We start from the raw sequence: 22,300 nt of genomic DNA, 5'->3' as shown, positions 1-22,300 counted from the left end.
TTTACCTGAACGACAGTTTCCTTGCTTTCCGCTGCGTCACCCGGCTTGACGGCAGGAGCGCGAGGGTCTCTCTAAATCTTTCTTAAGGCGGATGTGGCACTGCTTGGCTCCCCAGGGTTGGGATTCAGGCGTTGAATCTGCGAAAAAAGAACGAGATCCCGGTCGACGTCTATATTCCGTTCGTGGAAACCCTGTTTCGCGACGGGCTGACGCTTTCGATCGGCATTCTCGCGCAGACTTTCCTGATCGGCCTGGTCTGGTGGAAGAGCGGCGATCCGCGGTATTTGCTGGTCGCGATCTCGATGGTTCTCGTCGGTGTGTTCCGCATGAGAAACTTTCGAAAATACAACAGCATGCCGTCGCCGACGACCTGGGAAGAGGCGCACAAGCGTGAGAATGACTACATTCTCTATGGCTCCCTGCATGGCTTGACGCTTGGCGCTTTCTGCCTGCTCGGCATCTATTTCGCGCGCGATGGTTTCGCCGAAATCGCCTCCGTTTGCCTGACGCTCGCGACGGCGACCTCCATCGCCGGCCGCAACTACGGCTCGCCGCGCATGGTCACCATCCTGACCATTGCCTTGACCTGGCCGATCTCGCTTGGCTTCCTGCTGCGCGGCGACATCTACCATGTCCTCCTCGGGCTCCTGTCGGCGCCGTTCCTGTTCGCCATCCGGAAATTCGCCAACACCGTACGCGATGTGCTTTTTGCGGCCGTCTCGGAAGAGAAGAAGGCCAACCGCATTGCCCAGCGCTTCAACCGGGCGCTCAACACCATGTCGCACGGCCTTGTCATGCTCGGTCCGGACGGCCGCGTCGCGGTGGCCAATGCCGAGGCCGCGCATCTGATGTCGCTCAAGTCGCCCGACGCGCTGCTCGGACGGTCGATCCACGGTCTGTTGATGCGCGGTGTCGCCGGCGGCATGCTGGCGCCCAAGGATTGCCGCTACATCGAGGCGCAGCTGACGCGTGCCCTGCGTGAGGGTCGCGACCGCAAGGTGCTGGTTTCCCTCGCCAACGGCCAGCATTACGAGTTCTCGGCTCGCGAAGGCAGCCAGGAACTGGGCGTCATCACCTTCGAGGACGTCACCGCCCGTGTCGAGGCGGAAGACAAGATCCGCTTCATGGCACGCTACGACAATCTCACCGGCCTGCCCAACCGGGCCTATTTCCATGAATTGGTGGGCGAGGCCATGGCGTCCGGCGATCGCGACCGTCTCTGCGGCCTTGCGGTGCTCGATCTCGACGATTTCAAGAGCGTCAACGACACGCTTGGCCATCCGATCGGCGACGGCTTGATCTATGCCGTTGCCGAGCGGCTTGGCGCCATTGCCAAGCAAGATATCACGGTCAGCCGTTTCGGTGGCGACGAGTTCATGATCTTCTTCGACCGCGTCGAGGATGAGAGCCATCTGACCAGCCAGCTCGACGAGATTTTCGCCGGCCTGCAAGGGGAAGTCGACGTCGCCGGTCACGGGCTGCGCATTCAGGCCAGCGGCGGCGCGGTGCTGTCACGGGTCAAGGATACCGATGTCGACGCCATGATCGTGAAGGCGGACCTGGCGCTCTACAAGGCCAAGGAACTCGGCAAGAACAGCTGGCGATTGTTCGAAGCTTCGATGGATGCCGCCTTCCGCAACCGTCAGCTGATGAAGGCGGATCTGCGCACCGCGGTAGAGGGCAAGAGCCTGCGGGTGGTCTATCAGCCGATCGTGGCGATGAGCACCATGCGTATCGCCAGTTGCGAGGCGCTGTGCCGGTGGGATCATCCAGATCTCGGGCCAATCTCGCCCAGCATCTTCATTCCACTGGCCGAGGAAATGGGCATCATTTCCGAGATCAGCACCTTCGTGCTGCAGGCAGCCTGCGCCGAATGCGCCAAATGGCCCGACCAGACCAGCGTCTCGGTCAATCTCTCGGCCAAGGATTTCCGCAGCCGCGATGTCATCCAGAAGGTTCGCGATGCGTTGGCCGGCTCCGGCCTCGCCGCCAGTAGGCTCGAGATCGAGGTCACCGAAACGGCGCTGCTCGATGACAAGTCGCTGACGCGCCAGTATATTGAGGAGCTGAAGCAGCTTGGCGTGCGCATCGCGCTCGACGATTTCGGCACCGGCTATTCGAGCCTGAGCTACCTGCACAAGCTGCCGCTCGACAAGATCAAGATCGACCGCTCTTTCCTGATGGACGTCACCCAGAATCCCCGTTCGCTCGAGCTGCTCAAGGGTATCGTCAACCTGTCGCGGCCGCTGGGGCTTTCGGTGACCGTCGAAGGGGTCGAGACCTTCGAGCAGCTCAAGATCCTGGCGCTGCAGGTCAAGCCTGATCTTGTCCAGGGGTTCCTGTTCGGTTCGGCGCTCAGCGCTTCCGGTATCGAGACGATGTCGAACACGGTATGGCCCTTCGCCAAGGATATCAGGACCGCCAAAAAGGCGGTACGCCGCTGATTTGAGGCGCCTGGCGCATGGTGTCCAGGCACTGAGAGCCCATCCCTGTTTCCATCAGGATTGAACAGGCGCCCAGGCTTTAGGCATTCACTGCATTCGAGGTTTCTTTGCACATCGCGGGCCATGCCAGAATTTCAGCCGCTTCCCGTCATGTTCGAGATACGCTCTTTCCCCGTCGCGACGCAGAAAACGAAGAAAACCACCAATTTTAGTTTTATTTTAGCAATCGTTAACCTTAATGACTGGTAAACGGGCTGCTTCCTGTTTTCATCTTTTACATCCCAAGACCCTGTCGTAGTGTCGGATCGCGGCGGCAATGTACGGGGATTGAGTTGATGATTGTGCAGTTGAGTTCGCTTCGTCCGGTGACGGGCGAGGACGGCAAGGACGCCGCCGACACCATGTCCAGCTTCGCCCGCAACGTTTCGGCGATGCTTGAGCGGACAGAATACCGCCGCTGCGACAAGGGCGAAGATCTCGAGGACATCTACCGCCTGCGCTACAAGTCATATCGCTCGAACGATATGGTGCCCGACAACGAAAACCATACCATTCACGATGAGCTCGACGAGGCACCGAATGTGTACCGCTTCGGGGTCTATATCGACCAGGAACTCGTCAGCACGCTGCGTATCCATCACGTCACCTTGGCGACGCCGATGTCGCCTTCCACCAAGGCCTTTGGCGACATCGTCATGCCGATGCTTCGTGACGGGCTGAGCTTCATCTGTCCCAGCCGGTTTGCGTCCGATCCCGAATGGTCGCGCGTCTACCCGCAGATTCCCTACCTGACGCTGCGGCTGGCCGGCATGGCGTGCTTCCATTTCAACGCGCCCTACTGCCTGTCGACCATTCGCGAGGATCACGCCGGCTTCTACAAGCGTATCTACTACTCGGAGAAGATCAGCGAGTCGCGCGCCTATCCGGGCGTTTTCAACAAGGTCGTGCTCTACCGCGCCGACGTCAACGCAATCCGCGAGCGGTCCTTCTCACGGTTCCCATTCTTCCGCTCGACGCCAATGGAGCAGCGCATGCTGTTCGATACGCCGCATGTCGGGGAACTCGCGCCGCTGACCATCCTGCCGACGGCAAAATACTATCACGAAGCCGCCTGATACGGCAGGGATCCACACGATTTTGCAGGGCCGACAGGAGCCTTTTGGCGACTTCGGCGTTCTGGGTGAGGCCACGAGCAGCGCTCCGGGTCGATCTGAGGTTTTTGAGGGAACCCGCTATGACCATTTCCACACTTGCGCTAACCCCGCTCATCTCGCTGATCGCCGGCGTGCTGATCCTGGCCATGCCAAGGCTGTTGAACTACATCGTCGCGCTCTATCTGATCGTCGTCGGGTTGCTCGGGCTATTTCCGCATCTAGCCGGCTGAGGCGCCGGCTTAGGCCACGCAAGCGTCCGCCCTTCGGAGTTCCGCATCAAGCATCAGAATCCAGCGATCGGACTCCGTCGCGGCGTCGACTGCTGGCTTCAATCTTTCTTTGAGGCAGTTGTCGGTTGTTGTGCGGCAATAGCGCCATTGCTCTCGGCGCGGCTTTTCGCTATGTGCCTGAAAGATGTCTTCGAAGGGGTATTCCTATGGCTGATCACTCGCCGACTGGTCCTGTCGAACTGGGCGCGAAGATGGACTATGCCGAGCATGACCGCACCTATGCGGGCTTCCTCGCGCTGGCCAAGTACGGCTCGCTGTTTTGTGGCGCCCTGCTCCTGGCGATGGCCTTCGGCTTCTTCGCGGGCGGCTTCTTCTCGGCGACCATTCTGTTCGTGCTGATTCTGGCTGTCGGCGCCTTTATCCTCCGATAGATTTTTCCGACATCTTGTCCACGGCGCCGCCGCGAGGCCGGCCGGCGTCTTGCGGGAAATAGCTTCCGGCCGAAAGGATCATGCGGTGGGACAGACGGTTTTCATCCCTCGTGAGCTCGATGCCAACGAGCCGCGCGTCGCGGCTTCGCCCGATACGGTGAAACGGCTGGCGGCGTTGGGCTTCGGCGTCGTCGTCGAGGCCGGTGCCGGTCTGAAATCGCGCATCATCGATGCCGACTATGCGAGCGCCGGCGCTGCTATCGGCAAGGCTTCCGATGTCGCCAAGGCCGATGTGGTGCTGAAGGTGCGCCGGCCTGGTGATGCCGAGCTGAAGAGCTACAAGCCCGGCGCGGCTGTGATCGCCATCATGGACCCCTACGGCAACGATGCCGCCGTGGCAGCTCTTGCCAAGGCCGGCGTCACCGCTTTCTCGATGGAATTCATGCCCCGGATCACCCGCGCGCAGTCGATGGACGTTTTGTCCTCGCAGGCCAATTTGGCCGGCTATCAGGCGGTGATCGACGGGGCTTCGGAATATGACCGCGCCTTGCCGATGATGATGACGGCGGCCGGCACGGTGCCGGCGGCGAAGGTCTTCATCATGGGCGTTGGCGTCGCCGGCCTGCAGGCGATCGCCACCGCGCGCCGGCTTGGTGCGGTTGTCACCGCCACCGACGTTCGCCCCGCCGCCAAGGAACAGGTCGCCTCGCTCGGCGCCAAGTTCCTCGCGGTCGAGGACGAGGAATTCAAGGCGGCCGAAACGGCCGGCGGCTACGCCAAGGAAATGTCGAAGGAATATCAGGCCAAACAGGCGGCACTCACATCAGAGCACATCGCCAAGCAGGATATCGTCATCACCACGGCGCTCATTCCCGGCCGGCCGGCGCCCAAGCTGGTCTCGGCGGCGATGGTCGCTTCGATGAAGCCGGGCTCGGTGATCGTCGACCTCGCGGTCGAGCGCGGCGGCAATGTCGAGGGCGCCGAAGCCGGCAAGGTGGTCACCACCGCCAACAACGTCAAGATTGTCGGCCATCTCAATGTGCCAGGCCGCATCGCGGCGTCGGCCTCGCTGCTTTATGCCAGGAACCTGTTCGCCTTTCTCGAGACGCTGGTCGACAAGACGACCAAGACGCTTGCCATCAATCGCGACGACGATCTGGTCAAGGCAACGATGCTGACCGATGGCGGCAAGGTGGTTCATCCGGCTTTCGTGAAAGCCGACCAGCAGCCGGCAAAGGGCCAATATGTCGAGCCGGCCGCGATCCCGGCCAAGACCATGGTCGCCGATGCTTCGCCCAAGAAAGCCGCGCCCAAGAAGGCGGCCGCACCCAAGTCGCCCTCGTCGAAGCCGAAAGGGATCGCGTGATGGACCAGACCCTGCAGAAAGCCCTCGACCAGCTCGACCAGGCCTCCGCCGCCGTCCGGCTGGCGGTGCACAATCTGGCGACCGCGCCCGGCGGCACTGACGCAGCCGGTGATGCCGCGCATGCGCTCTCCGGCGGCGCCATCGATCCCTTCGTCTTCCGCTTCGCCATCTTCGTCCTGGCGATCTTCGTCGGCTACTACGTCGTCTGGTCGGTGACCCCCGCACTGCATACGCCGCTGATGGCCGTCACCAATGCCATCTCCTCGGTCATCGTCGTCGGCGCGCTGCTTGCCGTCGGCATCGCCGCCTCCGGCATTGCCGCGGGCTTCGGCTTTGTCGCGCTGATGCTGGTTTCGGTCAACATCTTCGGCGGCTTCCTCGTCACCCAGCGCATGCTGGCCATGTACAAGAAGAAGGACAAGTAGAGCGCCATGAACGCCAACTTCGCGTCCTTCCTCTACCTCGTCTCCGGTGTCCTGTTCATCATGGCGCTGCGCGGCCTGTCGCATCCGACCACCAGCCGCCAGGGCAATCTCTACGGCATGATCGGCATGGGTATTGCCATCGCCACCACACTGGCTCTGGCGACCCCGTCCGCCGGTCGCTTCGGCCTGATCGTGCTCGGCCTTGCCATTGGCGGCGGCATCGGCGCCGTTACCGCGCGCCGCATCGCCATGACCTCGATGCCGCAGCTGGTCGCTGCCTTCCACTCGCTGGTCGGCCTCGCCGCCGTCATGGTGGCGGCTGCCGCGATCTATGCCCCGGAAAGCTTCGGCATCGGCACGGATGGCGACATTCATGCCCAGGCCCTGATCGAGATGAGCCTTGGCGTCGCCATCGGCGCCATCACCTTCACCGGCTCGGTCATCGCTTTCCTCAAGCTCGATGGCCGCATGTCCGGCAAGCCGATCATGATCGGCGCACGCCACTTCATCAACGCCGCACTTGCCATCGCGCTCGTCGTGCTGATCGTGTTGCTGGTCACCACCGAGTCCAAGCTGGTCTTCTGGCTGATCGTTGCCGCCTCGCTGGTGCTCGGTATCCTGCTGATCATCCCGATCGGCGGCGCCGACATGCCGGTCGTCGTCTCGATGCTGAATTCCTATTCCGGCTGGGCGGCGGCGGCGCTGGGCTTCACGCTCGGCAATCTGGCGCTGATCATCACCGGCGCGCTGGTCGGCTCATCCGGCGCGATCCTGTCCTACATCATGTGCAAGGGCATGAACCGAAGCTTCATCTCGGTCATTCTCGGCGGCTTCGGTGGGGAGACGGCAGCGGCCGCCGATGACGGCATCGAACGCACGGTCAAGCAGGGTTCTGCCGACGATGCCGCCTACCTCATGATGAACGCCCAGAAAGTCATCATCGTGCCGGGCTACGGCATGGCGGTTGCCCAGGCGCAGCATGCGCTGCGCGAAATGGCCGACAAGCTCAAGGCCAATGGCGTCGACGTGAAGTACGCCATCCACCCGGTCGCCGGCCGCATGCCCGGCCACATGAACGTGCTGCTCGCCGAAGCCAATGTGCCCTACGACGAGGTGTTCGAGCTTGAGGACATCAACTCGGAGTTCGCGCAAGCCGACGTTGCCTATGTCATCGGCGCCAACGACGTCACCAACCCGTCCGCGCGCGACGACAAGTCCTCACCCATCTACGGCATGCCGATCCTCGATGTCGACAAGGCGCGCACCTGCCTGTTCGTCAAGCGCTCGCTCGGTTCCGGCTATGCCGGTATCGACAACACGCTGTTCTACAAGGACGGCACCATGATGCTGCTCGGCGACGCCAAGAAGATGACCGAAGAGATCGTCAAAGCCATGGATCACTGATCCGGGATAAGCGCCGGGACACGCCAAGAATCGCCCGGCTTCGCGCCGGGCTTTTTCTTGGCAGGCTTTCTTGGCTTGACGGCGATTTCGGCGCTACGATGACGAATTCCCGCCTCGACGGCGGGATTGTCGTCGACGGAGACGTTGGTGCCTGACCCGATCGCATCGCCGCCCGCCGGGAAAGCGCCGCGCAAGCCTGGCCAGGCGGTGGTGATCGTGCATGGCATGGGCGAACAGCGGCCGATGGATACGCTGCGAGGCTTTGTCCAGGCTGTCTGGAGCCATGACCCCAACCGCGCGCCGTTTTATGCCCATGTCGCCGATCCGGCCGACCCCGCCGGCGCGAAGATTAACCAGAGCTGGATCACTCCCGACAGCCGGACCAATTCGTACGAACTTCGCCGCATCACCACGCCCTACGATGTCGATGGCCGCCGCACCGACTTCTACGAGCTTTACTGGGCCGACATCACGCAGGGCACGACGCGAGGCCGGCTTGCCGCCTGGGTGACAAATCTGCTGTGGCGCAAGCCCGCCGACATACCGCCGGACGCCCGAAAGCTCTATCTGGTCACTCTGGTTGCCGTCATCATCGTCCTGGTCGCGACGCTCGCGCTTGCGACGTCGGTTTGGCAGCAGCAGATTTCGTGGACCGTCGGCGTCCTCGTCACCATCCTGGCCTCGTTCGTCATCTGGTCGGTGGACCGTTTTGGCCTTCCCTATTTCGGCGATGTCGCGGCCTATGTGCGCGCTGAAGCGGCCACGGTAGAGAAGCGGGCGCTGATCCGCGACCGCGGCCTGAAGCTGCTGAAGCGTCTGATGATGGACGATACCTACGATCGCATCGTGCTGGTCTCGCACAGCCTCGGCTCGATGATCGCCTATGACCTGTTGCAGATCCTGTGGTCCGATTTCAGGCCCCGAAAACTGGAGGCCATCCGCGACAAGGCGAAACTGAAAGCTATCCACGCCATCGACAAGGCGACGCTTGTTGCCGACGGCTCGGCATGGCCCGGCAGCCTTGACGACCTTGCCGGGTTCCGGCGCGATCAGTGGGAGCTCTATCGCCAACTGCGCACCAGGGACGACAGCCATCGGCCTTGGAAGATCAGCGATTTCGTCACGCTTGGTAGCCCGCTGACCCACAGCGAATTTCTGGTGACGCACAATCTCGCCGAATTCAGACGCGGCACCGCCGAACGTCTGTTCTCGGCATGTCCGCCGATTGCCGAGGGAGCGGCGGCCGGTGGCACCGTGCTTTATCAGGAAGGGCGCAACCGTTCTTCCGGCAAGCCGCAGCGGGCGGTGCATCATGGCGCGGTGTTTGCTGCGACGCGCTGGACCAATATCTTCGACCGCGGCAATGGTTGGCTGACGGGCGATCCGATCTCAGGGCCGATGGCGGAGAATTTCGGCCCGGGCGTGGAGAACGTTCAGGTCGAGCTGCGCGGTTCCCTCGGCCGTGTCTTCACCCACACGCTGTACTGGTCGTTGGCGGCGACCGGTAGCGAGGTTGCCGCCGGCGATCAGCCGCGCTCGCATCTCGCCGTGCTGCGCGACGCTGTCGACCTCGGTCGCAAACTGGAGCCGAGCCAAGCCGAAGTGCCGGCGATTCCTCCCCGAAAATAAGAACGGATTTCAGCGAACGGGGCCAAGGCAGCGCCGCTCGACAACTTCAAAGCAAAGCTGCTCCGGGCGGCCCGGAGTGGCTTTGTTGCAAGTGCAGTTCAACGGTTGGTGATAAAAACCGCTTCCTCATCGTCGCGCTGCCTGCCGCCAAGGGCCGCGGCAGCACTGGCGATAAAGGCGCCGATGGCCAGCGAGAGCGCACCAAGCAAGGCAAACGTCGCGCTGGCCTTCCTGGCTGTGTCGGCGGCCTGCTGCGCCTTGACCTTGGCGTCCTGGGCCTTGGCGAGGACGGCATCCACCCGGGTCCTGGCGTCTGCTTCCGAAAGCCCCGTGCGAACGGCGACCAGCTGCGACAGATAGGTTTTGTCGTCTGCGGAAACCTCGCCTGCCGCGGCGCCGGCGATCAGGATGCGCGAAGCCTGCCCAACCGCGGCCGCATCGCTGTCCGGATTGGCGGCCGCGAGCTTGCCCGGATCAGCCGGACGGAACAGTGAATCCACCAGGTAGGATGTCGCATTGTCGGCCGACGCGCTGCCGGCATTGGCCGAAGCCCCCGCCGATGCGCCCATGGCCGCACCAGACGCGATGGTGGACACCGCCTGCACGCCCGAGCCTATGGCAGCGGAAAGCGCGGAGCCAAGCACGCCGACGACGAGCAGTGTGGCCAACGCCCAGGCAAGAAAGCCATGGGCGGTATCACGGAAATACACCTCGTCCGTGTGGATGCCGACCCATTTGGTGCGCAGGCGTCCGGCAAGGTAGCCGCCGACACCCGAGGACAGCCATTGCACGATGATCAGCCAGACGGCGGTGGATGCCGCGAAAGTGGTGACAGATGCGCCGGATCCCGACCAGGGCGACACCATGCTCAATCCAAGCCCGGAGCCCAGCAGCATGAGGATGAAGGTCAGCGTTGAGGCCGCGAAGGCACCGGCGATGATCGGTCCCCAACTGACGGCGGTGGAGGAGGATTCTGTTGAAGTGGAAACGTCGACAGCCGATAGGGTGGACTGCATAAGTGCCCCCTATCGTACGAACAGCATGATCAGAATGATGATCGGGATCGGTATGCCGAGCAACCAGAGCAAAATGCCGCGTCCCATGGAAGCCTCCTGTTAGAAATTGTGATCGATATTGTCACAATGTCTCGCAGGGACTTCCGTTCCGGCGCGTTGCAAAATTGATTTTGTTGCCGCCGGTGGAACAATTGGCGCGCCGCAGCGCGCCAATTCAGATTTAACGTTCAGATCAGATATCCAGATTAGCGACCGACAGCGCGTTGTCCTGGATGAACTCGCGCCTGGGCTCGACCTCGTCGCCCATCAGCCGCGAAAACAGCGAATCCGCATCGGTCGCGTCATTGACCTTGACCTGCAGCAGCGAGCGCACGTTCGGATCGAGCGTGGTTTCCCACAGCTGTTCGGCGTTCATCTCGCCGAGACCCTTGTAACGCTGCATCGTCAGGCCCTTGCGACCGGTCGCAAAGACCGCATTGAGCATCGCCAGCGGCCCCGAGATGGTTTCGGAGACATCCTTGCGGCGCAGCACCGGCGGCGACCCGTAGACCTCGCTGAGGCGCTGTGCGTAGCGGTCGAGCTGGCGTGCGTCGGCCGAATTGATCAGCGCCAGGTCGAGATGCGCATATTCCTTGACGCTGCGCACCGTGCGCTCGAACACATAGCCGCCCACGCCTTCATTCGAGGTCGACATGCGGCCGGTCCAGCCGCGCTCGGTGTCCTCGGCAATGATGTCGAGGCGTTTTGCAATCCGCTCCGCCATGTCGTTGGCGCGGCCGAGATCGGCGAACACGTCCGGGTTGAGCCCACCGGCGATCGCCGCCTGCTCGACGACGCCTCTGTTGTAGCGCGTGTGCAGGCCGTTGATCAGCTGGCGCACCGCCAGCGCGTCATCGATGGCGCCACGCAGGTCCTGCCCGATGCGAACCTCGCCCGAGCCGAGCGTAAGCGATGCTTCCTCCAGTCCCGAGCCGATCAGGAACTCCTCGAACGCGCTCTCGTCCTTGATGTATTGCGAGCTCTTGCCGCGCGTCACCTTGTAGAGCGGCGGCTGGGCGATGTAGAGATGGCCGCGCTCGATCAGCTCCGGCATCTGCCGGAAGAAGAAGGTGAGCAGCAAGGTTCTGATATGGGCGCCGTCGACGTCGGCGTCGGTCATCAGGATGATCTTGTGGTAGCGCAGCTTGTCGGCGTTGAACTCGTCCTTGCCGATCGAGGTGCCGAGCGCCGTGATCAACGTGCCGATCATGTCGGAGCCGAGCATGCGGTCGAAGCGCGCCCGCTCGACATTGAGGATCTTGCCGCGCAACGGCAGGATCGCCTGGTTCTGGCGCGAACGCCCACCCTTGGCGGAGCCGCCGGCGGAATCACCCTCGACGATGAAGATTTCGGATTTCGCCGGGTCGCGTTCCTGGCAGTCGGCCAGTTTGCCGGGCAGGGAGGTGACGCCGAGCGAACTCTTGCGGGTGATATCGCGCGCCTTGCGCGCCGCTTCGCGCGCCGCCGCCGCCTGGATCACCTTGTCGACGACCACCTTGCCTTCGCTCGGGTGTTCTTCCAGCCAGGTGCCAAGCGCTTCGTTGACCAGGCCTTCGACGACAGGACGGACTTCCGACGAGACCAGCTTGTCCTTGGTCTGCGAGGAGAATTTCGGGTCGGGAACCTTGACCGACAGCACCGCCGTCAGACCTTCGCGGCAATCGTCGCCGATCAGCGAGACCTTTTCCTTCTTGGTCAGCCCAGAGGATTCGCCATAGCCGGTGATCTGACGCGTCAGCGCGCCGCGGAAGCCGGCCAGATGCGTGCCGCCATCGCGCTGCGGGATGTTGTTGGTGAAGGCCAGCACGTTCTCGTGGTAGCTGTCGTTCCACCACATCGCCACTTCGACGGTGATCCCGTCGCGCTCCGCCCGGATGGCGATCGGCTTGTCGATCAGCGGTTTCTTGACGCGATCGAGATATTTGACGAATTCTTCGAGGCCTCCATCGTAGTGCAGTTCATGGCGCACGACATCGGCGTGACGGGCATCGGTCAAAATGATGCGCACGCCGGAATTGAGGAAGGCAAGCTCGCGCAGCCGGTGTTCCAGCGTGCCGAAGTCGAACTCGACCATGGTGAAGGTCTCGGCCGAGGGGAAGAAGGTGATCTGGCTGCCGCTGCGGCCCTCATAGGTGCCCGGCTGCTTGTCCTGCTCATAGGTGCCGGTCGCCTTCAGAGGTGCGTCGGCATTGCCATGCGTGAAACTCATCTCGAAGATCTGGCCGTTGCGGCGGATCTTCAGCTTTAGCCACGCCGACAGCGCGTTGACCACCGAGACGCCGACGCCATGCAGGCCGCCCGAGACCTTGTAGGAATTCTGGTCGAACTTGCCGCCGGCATGCAGCTGCGTCATGATCACTTCGGCCGCCGAAATGCCTTCTCCGGTGTGGATATCGGTCGGAATTCCGCGGCCATTGTCGATCACAGTGACCGAACCATCGGGGTTGAGCGTCACGGTGACGAGGTCGGCGTGACCGGCCAGCGCCTCGTCGATGGCGTTGTCGACCACTTCATAGACCATGTGATGCAGGCCCGAGCCGTCGTCTGTATCACCGATATACATTCCGGGGCGTTTGCGGACAGCGTCCAACCCCTTCAAAACCTTGATGGAATCGGCGCCGTATTCGGCTTCAGCGCCGTTGTTGTTGTCGATCTGATCGCTCATGAAAACCTGTTGTCTGGATGCCGCCTGCACAGCGCGAAAAATCCGCGCCGAATCGCGCCTCTGATATCGACTAGATATAGGCGCAAAAGGCGGTTTTTCCAAGGTTTGCAGGCATTTCACTGGGAATGGCCGGTTGCCAATGGCGGGCCTCCGCCGGCCCCCATTTCACTTCGGCCAGCGGGTCCTTGAGAAACCTTGATCATGAACTTGTATCTCGGCGCCAGCCGCCTGCTGCGGTCGCGCGCCGGCGTCATGTCGGGCGGGCGGCCGGATCAGGCGGTGGTCGTCGTTGGCGATGACCAGGGCCAAGCGCCACCACTGCGGTGGCGGTGGTGAGCATAGGCAGCAAGGCAAACAGCAAGCGCAAATCGAACTGCCCCCCAGCTCGTTCCTGTGCACGACCACCTCTCTATGGCAGCAAACCGGGGTTTCTTGCGGAAGACCAGCGTTTTCAGCCTGCCCGCATCGGCTTCAAAGCCTCGCTCCAGCGCAGCAGCTCGTCGAGCATGGTTTTGGCTCCGCCCTGCACCTGTTCGCTGGCGTTGAAAGCGCCATTTTCGTCGAGCAGTTTCTGGTACATCGGCAGCGCGACGCCTTCCGGGATCGGCATGACACCTACCGAGGTCAGCAGCGGCTTCAGCGCTTGCGCCGCGCGTAGGCCGCCGGAGACGCCGCCATAGCTGAAAATGGCGGCTGCCTTGTACTTCCATTCGCGCGAGAGATAGTCGATCGCGTTGACGATCGCCGGCGCCACGAAATAATTGTATTCCGGCGCCACGAAGACGAAGGCATCGGCGGCATCGATCGCCTTGGACCAGGCTTTGGTATGATCGTTCTGGTAGTTGCCAAGCCTTGGATGGTGCGGTTCGTCCAGCACCGGAAGCTTGAACGCATCGATGTCGGTCAGTACAGGCTCGAATTTCCCGTGCTCGCGCGCGAACCTCTCCAGCCACTCGGCAAAAATCGGTCCGGCGCGGCCTGGCCGCGTGCTGCCGATGATGATGTTCAACTGGTGCTTCAAGCTGGGCTCCTGCGGTGGCGGTATCCATTGGTGACTGCCACCTAGGGCATGCCGCTCGGGGCAACAAGAAGGCACCTCGCGGTAACCGGTCACATTCCGGAGAGTAGGGCCTTGCCGTTCGGTCACATGGACGCCTGCTTTGCGGCCCACTACATTGGGTCATCAGCGGAGCACAGCATGGACATCCAGCCCGCCCCCTTCATTCCCCCGGCGCCGAAGCCGCGCACGACGCCGCCCTCGACGTTGGAGATGATCCGCATCGTCTACCGCAACCCGCTCGAATTGTGGGGTGAGCATACCTACAACGAGCCGTGGATCTCTGCGAACGGCGTTGGCGGACATCTGATCGTCGCCAATGATCCCGCCCTGATCCGGCATGTGCTGGTCGACAACGCCAGGAACTACAAGATGGCGACGGTGCGCCAGAAGATACTGCGGCCGATCCTGCGCGACGGCCTGCTCACCGCCGAGGGCGAGGTCTGGAAGCGGTCGCGCAAGGCGATGGCGCCGGTGTTCACGCCGCGCCACATCTTCGGCTTCGCCCAGCCGATGCTGAGGCGCACGCAGGACTTCGTCACCCGTTACGAAGACGGCGGCACGTCTGACATCGCCCATGACATGACGCTGCTCACTTATGACATCCTGGCCGAGACGCTGTTTTCCGGCGAGATATCAGGCGAGCCCGGCAGTTTCGCCAACGAGATCGACCGCCTGTTCGAGACCATGGGTCGCGTCGATCCGCTCGACCTGTTGCGCGCGCCCGACTGGCTGCCGAGGCTGACCCGCATCCGTGGCCGCAAGACCATGGCCTATTTCCGCAAGATCGTCACCGACACGGTCAAGATGCGCGAAGCGAAATTCAAGCGCGATCCCGATGCCGTGCCGCAGGATTTCCTGACACTGCTGCTCAAGGCCGAGGGACCCGACGGACTGACGCGGGCCGAGGTCGAGGACAACATCATCACCTTCATCGGCGCCGGCCATGAGACGACGGCGCGTGCGCTCGGCTGGACGCTCTATTGCCTAGCTGAATCACCTTGGGAGCGCAACCGGGTCGAGCAGGAGATCGACCAGGTGCTGGAGCGCGAGCCCGATCCGACGAAATGGCTCGATGCCATGCCGTTCACGCGCGCGGCTTTCGACGAAGCGCTCAGGCTCTATCCGCCAGCGCCGTCGATCAACCGCGAGCCGATCGAACCGGAAATGTGGAAGGATCTTCATATCCCCAAGCAAGCCGCGGTGCTGGTGATGCCTTGGGTCGTGCATCGCCACAGGAAACTGTGGGACCGGCCGGATGCCTTCCTGCCGGAGCGCTTCCACCCGGGAAATCGCGAAAAGATCGACCGCTTCCAGTATCTGCCGTTTGGCGCCGGCCCACGCGTCTGCATCGGCGCCAGCTTCGCCATGCAGGAGGCGATCATCGCGCTGGCGATCATGCTGTCGCGCTTCCGCTTCGACACCACCGCCGAAACGAAACCCTGGCCGGTACAGAAACTGACCACGCAGCCGCAAGGCGGTCTGCCGATGCAGGTCACGCCGCGTTAGGTATGACACCTTCAGGCAGTTGCGCCGGATTAGGCCGCGGGCTTGCGTTGCTGGAACTGGCCGGCGGCGCGGTAGCGCCAGAGATAGCTGGGCAGGATCGTCGCGATCGACTGCGGCTGGATGCCTAGCCCCGCAAGCGTCCTGTTGGTCTGGTTGGCGGCGTCCGAAACGATGTTGTGCTCGCGCAGCTGCATCACCTGGTCCTTGGTCAGCAGCGGGTTGGGCAGGAGACCGAGGATCGAGGCCTGGATGTTGGCCACCCACCACGGAACCGGCACCAGCAGCCGCTTGCGCTCGATCACGTCGAGCAGCTCTTCCATACACTGCTTGAAGGTGAGCACCTTCGGTCCGCCGAGTTCATAGATCTGGCCGCCATCCACCTTGCCGTCGACCGAGCGCGCCACCGCTTCGGCCACGTCGCCGACATAGACCGGCTGAAACTTGGTCTGGCCGCCGCCGATCAGCGGCAGCACCGGCGAATAGCGCGCCATGTTGGCGAAGCGGTTGAAGAAGCCGTCTTCGGGTCCGAAATTGATCGACGGCCGGAAGATCACGGCGTCCTTGATCGTCTCCAGCACAGCCTTTTCGCCAAGCGCCTTGGTGCGCGCGTAGTCTGATTCGGAGTCCAGATCGGCGCCAAGCGCAGAAATGTGGGTCAGGCCGGCGCCGACCGAGCGCGCGGCCTCGGCCACTGCGCGGGCGCCGAACTCGTGCACGGCGGAGAATTTCTGCCGGCCGCTCTCATGCAGGATGGCGACCAGATTGACGACATGGTCGGCGCCTTGCACGGCGCGGTCTACCGACCAGCGCACGCGCACATTGGCCTGGACCGGCTGGATCTGGCCGACATTGCCGAGCGGCTGCAAATGGCCGGCGAGATCGGGCCGCCGGCAGGCGACCCTGATGCGATAGCCGCGCTTGGCCAACGCGCGCACGACATGGCGGCCGACAAAGCCTGACCCGCCAAAGACGACGACGAGCTTTGGGGTCTGCAGGATTTCGGTCATGGCTGGCTCCGGCGCTCGCAGGCTTGGCTGAAGCCGTTTCATAATCCGTTTCGTGCCAAAGGCAAAGGGCGACGCGTCGTCGCTATCAGCCTGTCAGAACGCTTTGCCGATACGGTTGTCGACCGAATGGCGGTTGCCGCCGCGAATGACGAAGAAGAGCAGGATCGCTGCCCACAGCAGCGACTTTTCCGCACCCGAATAGCCTTGGCCCATGGTAACCCAGTGGAACCAGACCGTGACCAGCAGCACGAACAGGCCGGCAAAGGCGGCCGGCCGCGTCAAAAACCCGATGGCGATGAAGATGCCGCCAAAGAATTCAGTGCAGGCCAGAAGCAACGACCACAACGCGCCCGGATAGAAGCCGAGACCCTCGACCATCTCGGCAGCGCCGAAAGGATTGGTGATCTTCTGCGAACCGTGGATGGCGAGAAACCCGCCGGCGACGACGCGAAGAACGGTTTCGGCACCATCGTGCAGGGCCGCGTAAAACCTGCCAAGGACCGGGATGACAAGGGCGTTGCGGGGATTGTCCGTGCTTGCCGACATTGTAGCTCCTCTGTTTTGCTCAATCAGCGCAAACGGCCGATCAGGTTGGTCGAAGTCAAATAAACAAAAGTTGACCAAAACGAGAATGTTTTACCATCGTTCGATCAAAACGCAGAAAACCCCGCCGAAGCGGGGTTTTCCGGGTGACATCCATGCGAAGCCAGGGGCCGACGGCGCGGCCTGACCTGAGACGGTATCAGGAGGGCGTGAAGCAAGTACGCCCACCCCAGCCCTGAACATCCGACATGGTGCCACCAACCTTCTTGCAGGCGGCGACGAAATCAGCGCTGCAATTGGCGAATTTTGCATGGCCGTTCTTGCAGTAGTGGTCTTCGGTGGCCCCGCCGCTCGGGGCAGCGATGACACCCGGGCTGGACGGCTTGACCGGTGCGGCCTTCAGGGTGGCTGCCTGTGTGGCGCCCATGAACGAGCCGAGCAGAAGGACGGCGGTCAGCATGGTGATCTTGGTGTTGGTCATGGCAATTTCCTTTGATTTGGGTTGAGTTTTCCGAAGCGCGAAGGACCGGCCTTCGCGTGATGCAGGCTTTCGATTTCGGTTTGCTGCTTCCCTCGGTGTGGATCGGGCAAGCTCGCCTTGCCCTGGACAAAGCTGGGTCGCAGCAAGGCGCGGAAAGGTTCAGCGACGCGCAAAGAAAATCGCACTGCGCCGCGCCTGCGGCGGGCGAATTCCAGATAACTAATTGATATTTAATAGATGTTCAGGAAGAATAGCGTGCGGCGAATTCGGAAATGCGCTGCACCACGGCCTTCGATGCGGTAATGCCGCGCGCTTGCGCCTTCTCGGCGGCCTCTGCGCGGGCACGACCGGGCACATGTACGCCGAAGCGCCGCCGCAGCCGGTCAAGCTGGTCCTTCATTCGTTGCTCGAAATCTGGATCGAGCAGCTTGGGTTCGATAGCAAGCACGAACAGTCCCGTGCCGGGGCTGTCCGGCCCGCCGCTGAACCATGGCGCGTCGAGCGACCAGTTGGCGCCCGACAGGCCCGCCGCCAGCACCTCGACCATCAGCGCGATGTTGGCGCCGCGCTGACCGCCGAAGGCGAGCATTGCACCCTTCATGGCGGCGGCGGGATCGGTGGTCGAATTGCCGCTGGCGTCCAGTGCCCAGCCTTCCGGGATTGTCTTGCCGTCCTCGGCCGCTTTGCGGATGTTGACGAAAGCGGTGGCGCTCGACGACTGGTCGATGACCAGCGGCGCCCCGTCGGCGGCAGGCGCGGCAAACGACATCGGGTTGGTGCAGTAGACCGGCTTGACCGAGCCCGAGCCGGCAAGCACGGCCGGGCCGTTGGTGGCTGCGAACGACACCAGTCCTTGTGCTGCCAGCCTTCCGGTGAAATAGCCGAGCGCGCCGCATGTATAGGCGTTCTTCTGCGAGAAGATGGCGACACCGAACAGCTTTGCCGCCTTGGCGAGGTCGTCGATGGTGCGGTCGAAGCCGGTATGCGCCAGCCCGCCGCGTGCATCGGAGAGATAGACTGCCAGCGCCGGCCGGGTGATCACCGGGTCGGCATTGCCGTCGATGCGTCCGGCTTCCAGCGCCTCGAGATAGTCGATGAAATGCGACAGACCGACCGAGGAAAGCCCTTCGGCCTCGGCTGATATGATCGAAGCAGTGAGCGATTGCGCCGCTTCCTCATTGGCGCCGGCGCCAAGTGCCGCCATCCGGCACAGTCCTTTTGCCTGGTCGAGACTGAGTTGCATCATGGCCGTCCTAGGGGAGTAGGGGAGTAGGGGAGTAAGGAAATAGGGGAGTACGGGACAGTGGGCAGTGAATAGCGAATGGGGATGGAAATGTGAATGTGGATAGTGGCCTGATACTCCCCTACTCCCCTACTCCCCTACTCCCCTACTCCCCTACTCCCCTCTAACCAATCTTGTTCGGGATTCTGGCCTCTATCCTGCTGAAGGCGAAGACCAGAATGCCGGTTATCGTCATGTAGATCAGCGCCAGCAGCAGCAAGGGCTCGTAGGTGAGGTAGGTGTCCTGCCGTACTTTGGACGAAACGGCGAAGATGTCGATGACGCTGATCGTCGCCACCAGCGGCGTCGACTTCAATTGCAGCACGGTCTCGCCGGTCAGCGTCGGCAGCGCCCGGTAGATGGCTTGCGGCAGCCAGATCCGCCGGAACGCCTTCCAGCGGCTCATGCCGAAGGCGCGGGCGGCTTCGAGTTGCCCCTTGGGCACGCCGGCGAAGGCGCCGCGCATCACCTCGCCCTCATAACCGGCGAACGACAGGGTCAGCGCCAGCACGCCATAGGGCCAGGCTTGCCGCAGATATGGCCACATCCAGGATTCGCGGATCCACGGATATTGCGGGAACAGCGAACCCAGGCCGTAATAGAGCAGCCAGAGCTGGATCAGCAGCGGCGTGCCCCGGATCACCGTGCAGAACACCTTGGCGGGTGCGGCGAACCAGAACGAGCCGGCAGCCTGCGCCAGGCCAAGCGGGACGGCCAGCAGGAAGCCCAGCACGCAGGTGACGGCCAGGATCCACAGCGAGCGCCAGAGGCCGATCAAGCCCATTTCATAATATTGCGGCAGCCAGTCCCAGCGCATGAAAAAGGCGGCCGACAGAACCAGGCCGAGTGCGATCAGGATCAGCACGATGCGGTGCGGCTGCAGCCACAGCGACGTTCGCGCGACGACGTCGATGATGGTCGCCTCGTTGGCCATCAGCGCGCCTCCTTGAGCGAAGGCATGCCGCGCCGCGACCAGGTCTCGACACGGCCGATGACAAGGTTGGAGAACAGCGACAAAAGCAGATAGAGCACGCCCGCCGCGAAAAAGAAGGTGAAATAGGCCTTGGTGACGCCCGCTGCCTGCCGCGTTGCCAGCGCCAGCTCATAGAAGCCGACAACAGCCAATAGCGCGGTGTCCTTGGTGGCGATCAGCCAGAGATTGGCGAGGCCCGGAATAGCGAAGGGCAGCATTGACGGCAAGGTGATGCGCCGCAACATCAGGCCCGGAGACATTCCATAGGCGCGGGCGGCTTCGATCTGGCCCTGCGGAATGGCCAGGATCGCGCCGCGTATCACCTCTGTCGAATAGGCGCCCTGGACGAAGCCGAGCACGGCGATGCCGGCGGCAAGGCCGCTCACGTCGACGCGCTGATAACCCATGGCCGTCAGCGCCTGATTGATCAGGTCGGTGCCGGCGTAATAGAGCAGCAGGATCAGCACCAGTTCGGGCACGGCGCGCACGATGGTGGTGTAAACCGCCAGGAGATCGCGCACCACCGGCCCGCCATAAAGCTTGCCATAGGCGCCGCCGGTGCCGATCAGAAGGCCGAGGCACGTGGCGCCCAGCGCGATCTCGATCGAATGCAGCAGCCCAACCAGAAGCGCCCCGCCCCAGCCTGGCGGGTAGGGCGAGAGAAGCTCGGTGATGCCGGCCGCGGAGGCCGAAAGAAGTGCGTCGATCAGCGTCGCCCCCGAAGTGCTGACTAACCGCCGACGGTTGCGTCGGCGGCAAACATGCCTGGGAAAGATCGAGCAGGTGGGGCATGGCGCGACGCCACACCCCACAGCTCATACGAGGATCGTCAGTTCGACTGCGCGCCGCCGCCGCCGTAAATGTCGAAATCGAAGTATTTCTTCGAGATCTCGTCATATTTGCCGTTGGCGCGGATCGCCTTGATGCCGGCGTTGATTTTGCCCTTCAGTTCGGTGTCTTCCTTGCGCACGCCGGCGCCGACGCCCGGTCCGAGCACTTCGTCATCGGGAGCGACCATGCCCTTCAGGTCGCAGCAGGCTTTGCCCTGGTCGGATTTGAGGAATTCGCCAAGCGCGATGGAATCGGCCTGCACCGCGTCGAGACGGCCGGCGGCCAGATCGTTGTTGGCCTCGTCCTGGGTCTGGTATTCCTTGATCTCGGAGGCTGTGCTGCCAAAGTGCTTCTTGGCGTAGACAGCGTGCACCGTCGACACTTGCACGCCGACGATCTTGCCCTTGAGGTCGTCCGGAGCGGAGCCGAATTTCTGGTCCTTCGGGCCGATGATCGCGGTCGGCGTGTTATAGTACTTGTCCGAGAAATCGATCGTCTTCGCGCGTTCGGCGGTGATCGACATCGAGGAGACGATGAGGTCGATCTTCTTGGTCGTCAGAGCCGGGATGATGCCGTCCCAGGCAACCGGGGTGATGACGCAATCGAGCTTCTCCTCGGCGCAGACGGCGTCGATGAAGTCGATCTCCCAGCCGACCCATTTGCCCGAAGCATCGGGCGAGGTGAAGGGCGGATAAGGCTCGGCGGCGACGCCGATCTTGACCGGATCGGCCTTGGCCACGCCCATGGCGGCGACGCCGAGCAGCAGCGCTGCGGCAAATGTCTTCAGAACGGTCTTCATTTCATGACTCCCAGTTTGTTGTTGGTTCCCGGTTTTCTTCCGTCCCGGCTTGCCTAGCCGATGTTGCGGATGAACTGCTTCAGCCTTTCGGATTTCGGTGCGCCGAAGATCTGCTCCGGCGGCCCTTCTTCCTCGACCAGCCCGTTGTAGAGGTAGACGACATGGGTCGCGACCTCGCGGGCGAACTTCATCTCGTGGGTGACCAGCACCATGGTGCGGCCTTCGCGCGCCAGGTCGCCGATCACCTTCAGCACCTCGCCGACCAGTTCGGGATCGAGCGCGGAGGTGGGCTCGTCGAACAGCATGACGCGCGGATTGATGGCCAGCGCCCGGGCGATCGCGGCGCGCTGCTGCTGGCCGCCCGACAGATAGGCCGGATAGACGTCGCGCTTTTCAGCCAGACCGACACGGGCGAGCAGCTTCTCGGCCTCGCCGATCGCCACATCGCGCTTGACGCCAAGCACATGCACCGGAACCTCGATGACGTTTTCGATCAGCGTCATGTGGCTCCACAGGTTGAAGTTTTGGAACACCATGCCGAGCTTGGAGCGGATGCGCTCGATCTGCTTGCGGTCGGCCGGAATGGTGTGGCCGTGGCTGTCGGCCTTGAGCTTGATCTCCTCGCCATTGACCCGAATGATGCCGCTGGTCGGGTTTTCCAGGCAGTTGATGCAGCGCAGCAGGGTCGATTTGCCGGAGCCCGAGCCGCCGATGATGGCGATGACCTCGCCGTCGCGCGCCGACAGCGAGACGCCCTTCAGCACATGCAGCTCACCGAACTTCTTGTGCAGGTTCTCGACATGGATGGCTTCGGCGGCGCCGTCCTGCGCCTTGCCGGATCGGACTGCGGCAGCTTCCACCACGCTCACCGGGTGACCTCTATCGGGTCGGCTGCGGTTCGTCGAACGTGTATCCGGCTAATCAACATATACGCTGTACTGCCCCGCTCCAGACTTCAGCATGGACCCAACGGAGAGAGCCCGTCAATCCTGCATATTACGGCACTTGCGAGCTT

General features: G+C 62.8%; 20 protein-coding genes. 9 read left to right on the top strand and 11 right to left on the bottom strand.

The annotated features are described in order from the left end of the window. Positions 1-131 precede the first annotated feature (131 nt). The 8 genes from A9K65_RS01690 to A9K65_RS01655 all read left to right on the top strand — a co-directional run bounded on the left by A9K65_RS01690 (position 132) and on the right by A9K65_RS01655 (position 9,083). Entirely contained in the window at positions 132-2,444 is a 2,313-nt protein-coding gene (locus A9K65_RS01690; protein WP_013528207.1) for an EAL domain-containing protein, read from the top strand. A 335-nt stretch (positions 2,445-2,779) separates the two neighbouring features. Continuing rightward, positions 2,780-3,559 carry a hypothetical protein gene (locus tag A9K65_RS01685; RefSeq protein ID WP_013528206.1) on the top strand — a complete coding sequence of 260 codons (780 nt, stop codon included), beginning with the start codon at positions 2,780-2,782 and terminating at the stop codon, positions 3,557-3,559. A gap of 119 nt (positions 3,560-3,678) precedes the next feature. Beyond that, the gene (locus tag A9K65_RS01680; RefSeq protein ID WP_064992908.1) at positions 3,679-3,828 is read left to right on the top strand and encodes a DUF3096 domain-containing protein; all 150 of its coding nucleotides are present in this window, start codon (positions 3,679-3,681) and stop codon (positions 3,826-3,828) included. A 206-nt stretch (positions 3,829-4,034) separates the two neighbouring features. Next, the gene (locus A9K65_RS01675) at positions 4,035-4,259 is read left to right on the top strand and encodes an aa3-type cytochrome c oxidase subunit IV (RefSeq protein WP_013528204.1); all 225 of its coding nucleotides are present in this window, start codon (positions 4,035-4,037) and stop codon (positions 4,257-4,259) included. A gap of 85 nt (positions 4,260-4,344) precedes the next feature. Then, positions 4,345-5,625, top strand: coding sequence for a Re/Si-specific NAD(P)(+) transhydrogenase subunit alpha (locus A9K65_RS01670; RefSeq protein ID WP_064992909.1), 1,281 nt, complete (start codon positions 4,345-4,347; stop codon positions 5,623-5,625). Then, positions 5,622-6,050, top strand: coding sequence for an NAD(P) transhydrogenase subunit alpha (locus tag A9K65_RS01665; protein ID WP_024501908.1), 429 nt, complete (start codon positions 5,622-5,624; stop codon positions 6,048-6,050). The genes A9K65_RS01670 and A9K65_RS01665 overlap by 4 nt, the downstream gene beginning before the upstream one ends. A gap of 6 nt (positions 6,051-6,056) precedes the next feature. Further along, positions 6,057-7,454 (top strand): NAD(P)(+) transhydrogenase (Re/Si-specific) subunit beta, encoded by a 1,398-nt coding sequence (locus A9K65_RS01660; RefSeq protein ID WP_064992910.1) that lies wholly within the window; start codon positions 6,057-6,059, stop codon positions 7,452-7,454. A gap of 147 nt (positions 7,455-7,601) precedes the next feature. Then, the gene (locus tag A9K65_RS01655) at positions 7,602-9,083 is read left to right on the top strand and encodes a hypothetical protein (RefSeq protein ID WP_064993034.1); all 1,482 of its coding nucleotides are present in this window, start codon (positions 7,602-7,604) and stop codon (positions 9,081-9,083) included. Between the two features lie 98 nt (positions 9,084-9,181). On the opposite strand, the gene A9K65_RS01650 is transcribed toward A9K65_RS01655, so the two are convergent. From A9K65_RS01650 to A9K65_RS01640, 3 genes are all read right to left on the bottom strand, one after another. Next, positions 9,182-10,099 (bottom strand): hypothetical protein, encoded by a 918-nt coding sequence (locus tag A9K65_RS01650; RefSeq protein ID WP_013528199.1) that lies wholly within the window; start codon positions 10,097-10,099, stop codon positions 9,182-9,184. Between the two features lie 232 nt (positions 10,100-10,331). Next, positions 10,332-12,803 (bottom strand): DNA topoisomerase (ATP-hydrolyzing) subunit B, encoded by a 2,472-nt coding sequence (gyrB, locus tag A9K65_RS01645; protein ID WP_013528198.1) that lies wholly within the window; start codon positions 12,801-12,803, stop codon positions 10,332-10,334. A gap of 451 nt (positions 12,804-13,254) precedes the next feature. Beyond that, positions 13,255-13,824, bottom strand: a complete 570-nt coding sequence (locus A9K65_RS01640; RefSeq protein ID WP_024501906.1) for an NADPH-dependent FMN reductase — start codon at positions 13,822-13,824, stop codon at positions 13,255-13,257. 177 nt (positions 13,825-14,001) lie between these two features. Here A9K65_RS01640 and A9K65_RS01635 point away from each other — a divergent pair, with 177 nt between their 5' ends. Continuing rightward, positions 14,002-15,369 (top strand): cytochrome P450, encoded by a 1,368-nt coding sequence (locus tag A9K65_RS01635; RefSeq protein WP_064992911.1) that lies wholly within the window; start codon positions 14,002-14,004, stop codon positions 15,367-15,369. 29 nt (positions 15,370-15,398) lie between these two features. Here A9K65_RS01635 and A9K65_RS01630 read toward each other — a convergent pair whose 3' ends face one another. The 8 genes from A9K65_RS01630 to A9K65_RS01590 form a co-directional block, all read right to left on the bottom strand. Next, the gene (locus A9K65_RS01630) at positions 15,399-16,376 is read right to left on the bottom strand and encodes a complex I NDUFA9 subunit family protein (RefSeq protein WP_024501904.1); all 978 of its coding nucleotides are present in this window, start codon (positions 16,374-16,376) and stop codon (positions 15,399-15,401) included. A 93-nt stretch (positions 16,377-16,469) separates the two neighbouring features. Further along, complete coding sequence (locus A9K65_RS01625; RefSeq protein ID WP_013528194.1) at positions 16,470-16,922, bottom strand: DoxX family protein; 453 nt, start codon at positions 16,920-16,922, stop codon at positions 16,470-16,472. A 196-nt stretch (positions 16,923-17,118) separates the two neighbouring features. Then, positions 17,119-17,400 carry a hypothetical protein gene (locus tag A9K65_RS01620; protein WP_013528193.1) on the bottom strand — a complete coding sequence of 94 codons (282 nt, stop codon included), beginning with the start codon at positions 17,398-17,400 and terminating at the stop codon, positions 17,119-17,121. Between the two features lie 241 nt (positions 17,401-17,641). Next, on the bottom strand, positions 17,642-18,643 hold the full coding sequence (locus A9K65_RS01610; RefSeq protein ID WP_064992912.1) for an Ldh family oxidoreductase: 1,002 nt from the start codon (positions 18,641-18,643) through the stop codon (positions 17,642-17,644). Positions 18,644-18,806: 163 nt separating this feature from the next. Next, positions 18,807-19,616 (bottom strand): ABC transporter permease, encoded by an 810-nt coding sequence (locus A9K65_RS01605; protein ID WP_013528191.1) that lies wholly within the window; start codon positions 19,614-19,616, stop codon positions 18,807-18,809. Next, entirely contained in the window at positions 19,616-20,329 is a 714-nt protein-coding gene (locus A9K65_RS01600; protein ID WP_196815384.1) for an ABC transporter permease, read from the bottom strand. Before A9K65_RS01600 ends, A9K65_RS01605 begins: the two co-directional genes overlap by 1 nt. 155 nt (positions 20,330-20,484) lie before the next feature. Further along, positions 20,485-21,285 (bottom strand): transporter substrate-binding domain-containing protein, encoded by an 801-nt coding sequence (locus A9K65_RS01595; RefSeq protein ID WP_023811511.1) that lies wholly within the window; start codon positions 21,283-21,285, stop codon positions 20,485-20,487. Between the two features lie 53 nt (positions 21,286-21,338). Then, on the bottom strand, positions 21,339-22,154 hold the full coding sequence (locus A9K65_RS01590; RefSeq protein WP_013528188.1) for an ABC transporter ATP-binding protein: 816 nt from the start codon (positions 22,152-22,154) through the stop codon (positions 21,339-21,341). Positions 22,155-22,300 lie beyond the last annotated feature (146 nt).

Origin of the sequence: Mesorhizobium sp. WSM1497, from assembly GCF_001672455.2 — a bacterium.
Classification (GTDB): domain Bacteria; phylum Pseudomonadota; class Alphaproteobacteria; order Rhizobiales; family Rhizobiaceae; genus Mesorhizobium; species Mesorhizobium ciceri.
This window is presented reverse-complemented; position numbering and strand designations above follow the sequence as displayed.

Bases quoted from the DNA above. Each gene is read 5' to 3' on its own strand.
- A9K65_RS01660 (WP_064992910.1), top strand. From the start codon at position 6,057: ATGAACGCCAACTTCGCGTCCTTCCTCTACCTCGTCTCCGGTGTCCTG.
- A9K65_RS01685 (WP_013528206.1), top strand. From the start codon at position 2,780: ATGATTGTGCAGTTGAGTTCGCTTCGTCCGGTGACGGGCGAGGACGGC.
- A9K65_RS01630 (WP_024501904.1), bottom strand. From the start codon at position 16,376: ATGACCGAAATCCTGCAGACCCCAAAGCTCGTCGTCGTCTTTGGCGGG.
- A9K65_RS01680 (WP_064992908.1), top strand. From the start codon at position 3,679: ATGACCATTTCCACACTTGCGCTAACCCCGCTCATCTCGCTGATCGCC.
- A9K65_RS01675 (WP_013528204.1), top strand. From the start codon at position 4,035: ATGGCTGATCACTCGCCGACTGGTCCTGTCGAACTGGGCGCGAAGATG.
- A9K65_RS01605 (WP_013528191.1), bottom strand. From the start codon at position 19,616: ATGGCCAACGAGGCGACCATCATCGACGTCGTCGCGCGAACGTCGCTG.
- A9K65_RS01625 (WP_013528194.1), bottom strand. From the start codon at position 16,922: ATGTCGGCAAGCACGGACAATCCCCGCAACGCCCTTGTCATCCCGGTC.
- A9K65_RS01595 (WP_023811511.1), bottom strand. From the start codon at position 21,285: ATGAAGACCGTTCTGAAGACATTTGCCGCAGCGCTGCTGCTCGGCGTC.
- A9K65_RS01635 (WP_064992911.1), top strand. From the start codon at position 14,002: ATGGACATCCAGCCCGCCCCCTTCATTCCCCCGGCGCCGAAGCCGCGC.
- A9K65_RS01650 (WP_013528199.1), bottom strand. From the start codon at position 10,099: ATGCAGTCCACCCTATCGGCTGTCGACGTTTCCACTTCAACAGAATCC.
- A9K65_RS01610 (WP_064992912.1), bottom strand. From the start codon at position 18,643: ATGCAACTCAGTCTCGACCAGGCAAAAGGACTGTGCCGGATGGCGGCA.
- A9K65_RS01620 (WP_013528193.1), bottom strand. From the start codon at position 17,400: ATGACCAACACCAAGATCACCATGCTGACCGCCGTCCTTCTGCTCGGC.
- gyrB (WP_013528198.1), bottom strand. From the start codon at position 12,803: ATGAGCGATCAGATCGACAACAACAACGGCGCTGAAGCCGAATACGGC.